At 37.6% G+C, this 11,092-nt stretch carries 6 protein-coding genes and 1 pseudogene; all 7 read left to right on the forward strand.

From position 1 onward, the window contains the following. Window positions 1–26: 26 nt before the first annotated feature. Complete coding sequence (locus tag ACLJX0_RS11580; protein ID WP_410880643.1) at window positions 27–4,964, forward strand: beta strand repeat-containing protein; 4,938 nt, start codon at window positions 27–29, stop codon at window positions 4,962–4,964. Window positions 4,965–4,999: 35 nt separating this feature from the next. Next, on the forward strand, window positions 5,000–6,508 hold the full coding sequence (locus ACLJX0_RS11585) for a hypothetical protein (RefSeq protein WP_410880645.1): 1,509 nt from the start codon (window positions 5,000–5,002) through the stop codon (window positions 6,506–6,508). 374 nt (window positions 6,509–6,882) lie between these two features. Beyond that, the gene (locus ACLJX0_RS11590) at window positions 6,883–7,482 is read left to right on the forward strand and encodes a PKD domain-containing protein (protein WP_410880647.1); all 600 of its coding nucleotides are present in this window, start codon (window positions 6,883–6,885) and stop codon (window positions 7,480–7,482) included. Between the two features lie 97 nt (window positions 7,483–7,579). Then, a complete protein-coding gene (locus ACLJX0_RS11595; protein WP_410880649.1) occupies window positions 7,580–8,314 on the forward strand; it encodes a hypothetical protein in 735 nt (244 codons plus the stop codon). A 20-nt stretch (window positions 8,315–8,334) separates the two neighbouring features. Further along, window positions 8,335–9,099 (forward strand): hypothetical protein, encoded by a 765-nt coding sequence (locus ACLJX0_RS11600; protein ID WP_410880651.1) that lies wholly within the window; start codon window positions 8,335–8,337, stop codon window positions 9,097–9,099. A 59-nt stretch (window positions 9,100–9,158) separates the two neighbouring features. Next, on the forward strand, window positions 9,159–9,926 hold the full coding sequence (locus ACLJX0_RS11605) for a hypothetical protein (RefSeq protein ID WP_410880653.1): 768 nt from the start codon (window positions 9,159–9,161) through the stop codon (window positions 9,924–9,926). A 600-nt stretch (window positions 9,927–10,526) separates the two neighbouring features. Then, window positions 10,527–11,092, forward strand: a pseudogene (locus tag ACLJX0_RS11610) (hypothetical protein); the annotation flags it as partial.

Raw genomic sequence — 11,092 nt, forward strand, 5'->3', positions numbered from 1 at the left:
GCAATGGAAACGTAACCTTTACTAGTTTGAATCAAGTGGCACTAACTCAAGGCCAAGCCGTTTCTTCTGATGATGGTTCAATTTCAGTTCCTATTGGGAATAGAGCAACGTTACAACCGCTTGATTTGGCTGTCGCTCAAGAGGGAATTCAAACTGCTCACCTTGCGCCTAAAGCAGTAACGGAAGATAAAATAGGAACGAATAAAGCGTCTGGATTAGTCCTTACGTCTAATGGAGAAGGAGGCGCTGAATTTAAAACCTTAGGTCAAGTAATTGGAGATAATGGAAAACCGATTGTCGGATCTGCGTCTATCGAGGTACAAGGAGGCGATCATGCAGCTTTAGCCGATGTAACACTGGATGTGGTAACAGGTGGAATTACGGCTGATAAATTGGCAACTGATGCAGTAACTACGGCAAAAATTAAAAATCAAGCCGTTACCGCTGCTAAAATAAGCGGAGCAGGTGCACGTCAATTGTTGGGGACTGATGCTAGTGGTGTGGTGAAGTGGATGGATGCCAATGACCAAATTTTGATAGAGATTTTGAGTTCCAACGAAAAACCAACCGTTTTAACTGATCATAATGACGGAACATTTACTTATTTCAACGAAAATCAGGTGGATAACCAAGGCAATGTAAAACCAAATGCTGTTGGGGTGACATTTAATGCCAATACCTTGAGTATTGATAGCAGCACACCTGGAATTTATATTTTTAAAGATAAAGCAAGTGATACACCGTTAGCTACCATCAATACCCGTGCAAAATCAATTATTTTTGATAATAGTACGATTGAATATACCAATGTGGAAGAAGCGGTTACCGAAATTACAGCGCGAATTGAAGCCCTTGAAGAGCTGGAAATTGATAAAGCTCCCCTCTCTGGAGATGGAATTTTAATCAATGGTAACCCAAGCGAAGCAGATGCTGTTTTCAAAGCACTAGAATTGAGCATTGCCAATGAGGCTGTTACAACCGCTAAGATGAAAGGCGGAGCCGCTAAGCAAATCTTAGTGACTAATGACGCTGGAAAAGCCCAGTGGGTAGATGCAACCGATGCCATTATTGAAGATATTGTTCATACACAAGAGCGCATTACACTTTTACAGGATAATGGAAATGGCTCTTTTACTTATTTTAATGAAAATGATGTAGATCAAAATGGAACAATAATAGGAACAGGAATTCCGTTCGACGCCAATACATTGCGTATCAATACAACCGAATCAGGAGTATATGAATTCTATGATAAAGCAACGGACCAACCCTTAGCCATCATTGATGTAGAAGCAGATATTATTGAGAAAATTTCAGAAATTCTTACGGATATAAATGTTAAGCAGGAGATTTTTAATACGGTAGCAACCCAAGGTAAGACAGTAGCTCACGACGGCTCCATTGTTGTAGTAGGGGGAGAAAAAGCAGCGTTGAATGAAATGACAATTTCTCTTAAAAATCAAGGGGTAACTACAGCAAAGATTAAAGATTTAGCTGTTACAGAAGATAAATTATTTGCTGGTACAGGAAAAGAGAGTTTTATTCCCGTTGTTCAAGGCGATGGATCGGTAAAATACCAACCAATGACCGCTGTTGTTCAAGGAAAAAATTTGGGAGTTGATAGTTCATTAGAACTTAGTGGTGATGGTTCTAAAGCAGTATTGCAAAAAATAGATTTAAAAGTAAAAGAAGACGGAATTGGCAGTGAGCATATTCAAAGTCATGCTGTAACGGCCGCTAAGATTGGTACGACTGGTGCAGAACTCGGTGCGGTATTAACAGCAGATGGTTCTGGAAATGCTGCTTTTGTTGCCGTAGATGAGGCGATTGGAACAGCAATGAATGGCGATGTAGTAGGATCGACAGCAATTCATATCGAAGGGGGAGAAAATGTACTCTTTGGGGATGAAAATAAAAAAGTAGTTGTAAAAATTAAAGATGGTGGTGTAAAAGGAACCCATATTGCAGCGGAAACAATCAAAAATTTAAACTTAGCAGATGCAACGATTGAAGCAGGTAAATTAACTGCTGGAACAGGAGTAAATAACCGCGTAGCAGTGGCGAATACGCAAGGAACAGTAAGCTATCAAGCTTTATCAACAGATTTACTTACACAAAAGGGAACCATTCATTCAGATGGAACGATTTCTGTAACAGAAGATGGGGTTGATAAAGTATTGGCAGATGTAACTTTGGGAATCCATGATACCTCAATAAAAGCAACTAAGTTACACGGAGGCAATGCTACTCCAGGAGCGGTAGCCACCGTAGGGGCCAATGGCGTTACGGTGAGCTACCAGCCTTTAACTGCTTCGTTAATCACAAATAAAGGTACAATTGCAACAGACGGAATTGTTACTGTTGATAATGGGGTAGATAAAGTGTTGGCTAATTTGAAGTTAGGGATTAAGGAAAAAGGTATTACAACAGCTCAATTGGCTGATGGTGCAGTGCAAAATGCACAGTTAGCTACACAATCAGTAACAACAGATAAGATTTCAGCTGAGGGGATTTCGGCTGCAAGTGTTTTAGTAACCAGAGGAGATGGAGAAGTTGTTTGGGGTGAACTAGGTGATATCGTTACAGATACAGCTGGGAATCTTACAACGGATGATATTATTACCCTTACAGGTGGTGATGGAACCAATACTTTATTAAAAGATGTAACCTTAGGTATTGCCAATCAGAGTATTACGCGAGATAAATTGAGTTCAAAAGAAAATGGAGCCAATGTACAAGCCGATCGCCTTTTGGTAACAGATGGAGAAGGAGGCTTTGATTATGTGTTAAAAGATGCAGTACAGGCAGGTGGTGAAGACCTTTTATTGGGTTCAGCACTTACCTTCACCAATAATACAAATGGATTAAATGTCGTACTAGCTCCAACATCTATAGATGTAAAAGAAGGAGGAATTACAACGGGTAAATTACAAGATGGGGCGGTAACAGTAGCAAAAATGAGTGCTGGTACTGCAGCTGAAAACAGCGTTTTAACTGCACAAGCCAATGGTACTGTAGCGTATAAAGAACTGAATTCGACTGTTTTTGATGGAGAAGGAGCAGCGTTATCTGCTGATGAATCAATCACAGTGACAGCAGATAATAAAGCGTTGTTAGAAGCAACAACGATTGCTGTGGCTGAAGAGGGAATTAATACCCAACACTTGAAAGCCAATGCTGTTACAGCAGCTAAAATCAGTTCTAAAGTAAATAATACGAATGCAGCAAATGGCGCAATACTAACAGCAGATGGTAGTGGAAATACCGCTTTTCAATCGCTACAAACGTTAGCTACAACTCATGGCAAAGCTATTACAGCAACTGATGGTTCTATTGAAGTGGCAGATAATAAAGCCGCTTTACAAGAATTAAACCTTGCAATTGCAGAGGGAGGAGTGAAAACAACTCACTTAGCAGCACGAAATGTTACTGCGGATAAAATTGGTTCTCAAGATAAAGAAGAAGGATTAATTTTAATTACTGATGGTCAAGGAGGAGCAGAATTCCAAAATCTTAATGACGTTGTTTCTGAAGTTGGAAAAACCTTAGGAGGAGGAACGGGTATTACGATTACAGGAGCTGGTGCAGCGCATGCGTTGTTAGGTGATGCTACGGTCAATATTAAAGATGGTGGAGTGAATGAAATGCAGTTGGCTGATGATGCAGTGACCACAAGAAAAATAGCCAAAAAAAATGTAACCATTGAGAAAATGAGTTCCAAATCGGGGGATTCAAACACCCCTGCAGGACAAGTACTAGCTTCGGATGGAAGAGGAGGAATTGTTTTTGCTTCAGGTGGAAACACAACCTCAGGAGAATTAAAAGGATCTGTATCCATCAATGTGACGAATGGAATTGGGGCTGCGTTACAAGATGCAACGATTACTGTCAAAGAGAAGGGAATCAAAGCGGCTCAACTCGATGATGATGCGGTGACAACAGAAAAAATTATAGATGCTGCAATTACCACTTCTAAAATTGAAAATAGTGCGATTAAAAGCAATAAAATTGATAGTAATGCGGTAGAATCTAGTCATATAGCTTCTGATGCAATTATTCAAAGAACCATTGCTAATAATGCGGTTACAACCGATAAAATTAACAATTTAGCGGTAACCAATGCCAAGATTGCCAATGCGACCATTACGGGAGGTAAACTTGAAAATGCTACGATTCAAACGGAGAAGTTAGCCAATGGTGCGGTAACAACAGAAAAAATCTCTGCAGGTAACGCACAAAGGGGGCATGTATTGACAGTAGAATCCAATGGACAAGTAGCTTTTAAAGCACCAACAGGACAAGATATTTCTAAAGGGGATTTAAAAGGCGATGCAAGTATTGATGTTCAATATGGAGAAGATGCAGTATTGCGCGATGTTAATATAAAGGTGAAAGATTTTGGAATTAAATCCCAGCATTTGGCTGGTGGTGCAGTTGGTTCGGGTGAATTAGCAGATGATGCAGTAGATTCGGAACATATTAAAAGTAATGCAGTAGAGACCAAACACATTGAAGACAAGGCAGTGACTGCAGAAAAGATTAGCTCTGTGGATGAAGACGATGATGATACTCCAGAAGGATATGTTTTGACTTCAGACGGGAATGGAGGAAGTGAATTTAGACCTGCTTCAGCAACAGAAAAAGCGGCAATGCCTAAGTTCTTTTATGCTCCATCCTTTTATGTGACTGTTGTTCCTGGACAACGAAATGTGAGCTATAATGTATATAATATTTACAGCGAACAATTTGGATCTCCTAAAGTGAAAAATAGTGGTGCTGGATCGGCAACCTTGCCTGTTCTGCAAGCGAATGAACTGAATTACTTTATTTTGTACTATGATGAAGACGTACTTTATGATGTGGAAATTAGCGATGATGGAAACTTAACGTATTCTGTAGATGATGATGTTGAAGTGAATGTCGATACCTATTTTAATATTGTATTTGGAGTAAAAGAAGAGTAAGAAAGTTCTATTTTTAATTTGGTAAAAGGAAAAGCATGATGAAAAATAAATTAGGCCTAGCACTCACACTTTTGATTTCAATTTTGGTCTCCCATATTGTCCTAGCCCAACAAGCGCGACAATTTCCATATTTTATCTCTTTAACCGGAGATGAAAAACCCGATGAAATTACAGAATACTTTGGAGTAACGAATATTCCCGTACCCGATGAACGATATTCGGATCGTGGTATTGCTTTGACGTATAAAGTTGGAAACATCGAACAAACTTTTACTGGATTTGCTCTAGATGATATAGAGTTTACTTCTCAGTTTGGAATTATTGTCGAATTTAAGTATGCCATGATTGACGGACATACTTTTAATGGACGTTATGGGGATGGATTGTCGATGTTCTTATATGATAGTAGTAATACCTTAGAGATTGGTGCACATGGGGCAAGTTTAGGATATGCTTATCGAAATAGTGATGAGGGGGGAAGTCTTCCAGGTTTGAATGGAGGTTACCTAGGTGTAGGACTTGATGTATTTGGTGATTTTAAAATGCGTTCTGGAAATAGGTATGAGCGAAAAGAAGGAATTTATTTCGAATGGGACGAACCAGGAAGTCACGTGACAATTCGAGGGGCACAGTATAAAAATAACCGATACAAAGGATATCCTGTTTTGTATACGATTAACTCAGACTTTCGACGCTCTACGAATAGAGCGAAATTAGAATATGATACTGGAGATTATGACTATCACGACGAACAGTTTTCTAAGCGCTTTGATTTGCGACCTGGGTATGATTATAGAGGAAATATAGTGTATAATACGGTTATAGTGAAAGTTGTTCCCAATCACGAAAGAGAAGGTAGTGAGGTAGAAGTGAAGATTAGAAATCAATCTGGAGAGGGGAATATAATTGATAAATTTTTCTATCCCAATACGTTTAAAACCCGAGATCAATTCGGAGACCTCTATGATTTTGAAACACAAATTCCCGAAAAATTTAAAATTGGTTTTGCAGCAGGAACAGGAGGAGCCTTTCAAGTACAGCTGGTTAAGGATGTAAAGGTTACCTTACCTTATCAGCATGAAACGGAAGATGTAAGGGCTATTTTTTGTAGTGGAGAAGGAAATAATGATGGAAGGAAGGTGCGCTTTGACCCGTATGAAAATTCTGATTTTTATAGTGGTTCAGTTGCAAATCCAAGTTCTGGAAATTCCAACTATTTTATTGATTATGATAGTTTTCGCTTTGAAGATGAAGAAGGTTATGATCTAAATGATGGTAATCCATTTGCCTATACACAACCAGGTGTAGGAACGTGGTCCTATGATGGAGAGCGGACAGTTACGTTTACAGCAACAGAGGATAATTTACCAGAGGGAGAGTATTCTGTATACTATTCCGCAAAAGGAGTAATGCGAGATGAGGGACCTTTTGGAGAAGAAGTGTATCGCTCTAGACCAACTAAACTAACTGTAGTTGTTAGTAAATGTAAAAAATTAGTTAATCCATTAATGCCGACGAAACTAAGAATCAAAGAACCTAATTAATTTAATCTGAAACAATAGTTATAATGAAAAGGAACAAAACTCAATTTTGTTCCTTTTTTTATGGTAAAGGAATCGTGCAATAGTACTGATAATAAAGAGTTAATGGGTTTAATATCAGGGGTATGGTGGCGGTTTCTCCTGTTATAGTCCCCAGTATTTACAGGTGAAAAAAAAAGTAATTTTTACAAATAAACCCATTTTAGTATAGCGTTATTCATAGTATAAATGAATAAAAATTAAAATATTATTTGATAATTTAAAAATTGGAACACTTTTTGTATGTGCTATGAAAACTCAATATGAGAATTTTAAATATACAATATTCTCAAAATTGAATATTGTAGGTGAAGATAAACATTTTGAAAAAAATAGTTATGAAAAAAATTTTATTTAGTATAGTGTTGGCTTCCTTTGTGTGTGTAAATGCACAAGACCGCACAACCAATCAGGTAGAACAAAATACGTCAACTTATCTTACTTTTTCCCCTCAGGAGTCCCAACGGATTACTCCAGAGAAGCTAAAAAAGCAACAAGAATTTCAAGAACAGGAACAACAAGCATCTGCTCGCTCTTACCTCGCTTATAGGGGAGCAACTTTACAAGCTAATGCAAGCCGATCTGTTGCCGCTAACTTCAATACAGATATAATTTGTGCAGGGGAGGAAACCGAAATTACAGTACGAATTTATCCGTTACATTTTCCGGTTATAGATTTTTATGCGCATTGGGATTTTGGTGACGGTACACCTATTAAAATTACAGGTGTACACGCTGGATACTTGGGGGAAGTAACTACGCAACATACCTATATGTCAGAAGGAAATTACCGTGTACGAGTGACAATCTATGATTTAAATCAAAATCAGATTATTGGATCTCTAGGGGATACTGCCGAAAAATTAGTAGAAGTGGAGGATTGTAGGTTACCGCTAATGCCTGTTAATCCCAATATACATCTGACACTAGGAAATTAGTGGTTGTAGTAAAAATAAAACAGCGACATAAGCACAACCTACAAGTTGGTATACGTGAAGTTAAAGAAAGGGGATAACTCCAATAAAAAAATAAAAAATGAAATATAGTGTAGTAATAGGATACTTTCTTTTGGGAATAAGTGCTGGGATGTACGCCCAAGTCACCATAGGAAGTTCCGAAATAGTTGAACAAGCGGCTGTTTTAGACCTTAAGAGCCAAGTAGCAGATGCACAAAATAGTACAACGGGCACAGGAGGAATACTCTTGCCTCGAGTATCGTTGAATGATTTGCGTACACTTGAACCTTTTATTAAAGTGACGGATGCTGAATGGATCGAAGAGGCTAAAAGAGAAGCATTAAAGCAAGAACATACGGGCTTAGAGGTATATAACCTGACGGAAAATACGACATTTGCCCCAGGCCCTTATGTGTGGAATGGCATCCAGTGGGAGCAGTTATTCAAAGAAATAAAACCGATTGTGCCTATTCGAATTGCTTTTCCGCTTCCTGCATTTAACCTGCCCTTAATGGCAGATGGGGATTCCAATACGTTAACCGTTGATTTATATAGTATCTATTCCATTAATCTACGTTCCAATCATTTTATTACCAATATGGATGACGACGATAAATTGGATGTGTTGATAAATTATCGTTATCCTTTAACTGATTTGGACTTTGTCGTTACTCATTATGATAAATCTGTCCTTACGATTAATGGTATAAGTGATTCAGGGATTATGTCGTATACGGTACACAATATCAATCCAAGTTCTTCGTCGTTTATGAATATTTACTTGGTCGTGAAAAAAGGTCGTGAAAAAAAATAAGGAGGTAAAGAGAAAAAGTTATGCAAACAAATAAGATATATGATATACTAGTGGTGTTGCTGGTTGTACTAGGAATGGCTCCTGCATTACAAGCACAGGTGACCATTGGATCAGACGAGATCCCAGCGAAAGCAGCTTTGTTGGATTTGAAATCACAATCACCTGATGGAAATAATATTACTTCCACAACTGGTGGCTTACTTCTACCTCGTGTGATGCTTGTAGATCCTGCTACTTTGGAACCCTTTGTAGCAACAACAGATGCCGCTTGGACAAATCCAACACTAAAAAGCGAATTGAGTACAAAACACATCGGATTACAAGTATACAACTTGGCCATAGTCAACGGTTTTACACGGGGTATGTATATTTGGGATGGAGTGACTTGGCAAAAACAAAATCGATCAGGAGCGGATGAACAACAAAATATTAATTACTATTTTACCCTACCTACATTTAATATCGAGTTAGCAGAAACCACAGCCATTCAAACGGTTGACTTATATGCGGAGTACGTTAGACAGTTTACGCGAAGATCCACAGCCGATAATACATTTGTTTCTAATCCAAGCTATGATTTAGATCTATTGCCTATGGTGGGAACAGATAGATTGTATCGCCGAGACGAGTTGAATTACGTCATTACGTATTTTGATGATACGGTTATTGCTCCTACTTCCATTTCAGTTTCTGACGAGGGGAAGTTGACTTTTAAATTGAAATCAGCCACTCCTGCTGTAAGTGCAAATACGTATTTAAATGTATTCTTTCTCGTCAAGAGATAGTTTAGGAAATGTGAGAGAAAACGCGTGAAAAAGGAGAATGTATAAAGAAAATATCAGGTATGAAAGCAAATAAAATATACTATATGGTAGCTATTGCCCTAGGTTTAATAGGAACGACTACTTCATTACAAGCACAAGTGACGATTGGTCTAGACCAAATATCTGCTAGGGCTGCACTTTTAGATGTAAAAACGCAAGCACCGGATGCAAATAATGTGACTTCTAAAACAGGGGGCTTGTTATTACCTCGTGTAATGTTAGTGAATCAAGCAACGCTGGAGCCCTTTGTTTCTACTGCAGAAACCGTATGGACCAATACAACACAAAGAAGTAAGCTGATGAAAGAACACATCGGGTTACAGGTATATAATTTGGCAACAACCAATGGCTTTACCCAAGGAATGTACATCTGGAATGGAACGATTTGGGAAAGACAAGAAGTAGCGGATCCTAGTGTTGCACAAAATGTCAATTACTTTTTTACGCTTCCTTCTTTTACAATTCAGTTAGAAAATAGTACAAATTACCAAACGGTTGACCTATATGCGGAGTATGAAAGACAATTTGCAAAAACAGCCACCAATACGAAGTTTATTGCTAACCCTAGTTATGATTTAGATGTAATTCCGAAAGCAGGAACGGAACGCTTGTACCGACGAGATGAGCTGAATTATGCAATTACCGATTTTGACGATGCTGTGATTTTTCCCCATGATCTTTCTATTTCCAGTGAAGGAAAGTTAACTTTTAAATTGTGGGCTACTAATCCTGTACTGGCTAAGAAAACCTACCTCAATGTATTGTTTATTGTAAAAAAGCAGAAATAGAATGTAAATGATAAGGAAACAACAGATAGCAAATTGATTTTACGTTTCAAATAGGAAAAAAACTACATCGTTATCGCATAATACTACCATATTCCTTTTCAAAGGACAAAAACAGGTAGTAGAATTAGAAAAAGAGAGCCCTAGCTCTCTTTTTTTTGATGTTAATCCTATGTAAATCGATTTTGTATTCCTTTTCCAAGAGCTTGATTCTTGGAAGATAGATGAAAAGGTAGTTTTGAATGCCTTTTCTATTCTCAAGGGTTCATAATTTTCTCTGCTATTTTATTAATTGCGATTATTTAAAATAGGTTTACTTCTTTAAATTTTTAAAAAATTAAGTTTTTTTATTTGAATAGATTATTTTTTTGTTAAAAAAAAGTTAACAAAAAAGTGTTTTTATTGTTTGTAAGTTATTGGTTTGTAGTTGTTTATGTTTTTTGTGTCGAGTTTCGCACTCTTTTTTTAGCTAATATTTGAATATTGAGATTTTTGTGGCACAATAGTTGATTTTTAGAGAATGTTAGTGATTGTTAACATTAAGTCGTTTAAACGAATCACGAGCACGAAAAAACAAATATTGTAATTTAAAAAACAGAGTATATGATTAAGAGAATAGTATGGGCCATGAGTATTATTGGTTTAGGAGCAACAAGTATGCAAGCACAGGAATTAGGATTGAGTATTGGGGGACATGTTCCAGATCCAGCAACAATTTTAGATATTCAATCCAACACTAAAGGGGTATTACTCCCTCGAATTGCCTTACAGGCAAATACGGTCTTAGAAGGAGGAAGTAATCCAACGGGAGTAATTGTCTACAACAATGGAACGGAAATGGCTGCAGGTTTTTACTACTGGGACGGTTCAAAATGGGAGTTGTTAACGGGAGATAGCTATGTTAGCAATCAGTTTGTTGAACTGGAAGAAAAATTGGAGGAACAAATCAACAGCATTATCAATGGAGGTAATACAGAAGAAACAGATGTTAGCTACTTGGTTTCTTTTAATCCAGAAACAAACAAATACGCTTACCTCAAACCTAATACTGAGGGAGGATATGATAAAATTGACTTGGATTTAACTGCTATTGAAACTAATACTTTTTTCAAAACGGTGTCTAAAAAGGTTAATGTCGGTACGGAAGATGAAAAAGATGTGATTACCGC

It is taken from the genome of Myroides sp. DW712, assembly GCF_046557355.1.
Lineage (GTDB): Bacteria > Bacteroidota > Bacteroidia > Flavobacteriales > Flavobacteriaceae > Flavobacterium.

What these genes read in the sequence shown, in the direction of transcription:
- ACLJX0_RS11595 (WP_410880649.1), top strand. Translation starts at nt 7,580, where the DNA reads ATGAAATATAGTGTAGTAATAGGATACTTTCTTTTGGGAATAAGTGCT.
- ACLJX0_RS11590 (WP_410880647.1), top strand. Translation starts at nt 6,883, where the DNA reads ATGAAAAAAATTTTATTTAGTATAGTGTTGGCTTCCTTTGTGTGTGTA.
- ACLJX0_RS11585 (WP_410880645.1), top strand. Translation starts at nt 5,000, where the DNA reads ATGATGAAAAATAAATTAGGCCTAGCACTCACACTTTTGATTTCAATT.
- ACLJX0_RS11605 (WP_410880653.1), top strand. Translation starts at nt 9,159, where the DNA reads ATGAAAGCAAATAAAATATACTATATGGTAGCTATTGCCCTAGGTTTA.
- ACLJX0_RS11600 (WP_410880651.1), top strand. Translation starts at nt 8,335, where the DNA reads ATGCAAACAAATAAGATATATGATATACTAGTGGTGTTGCTGGTTGTA.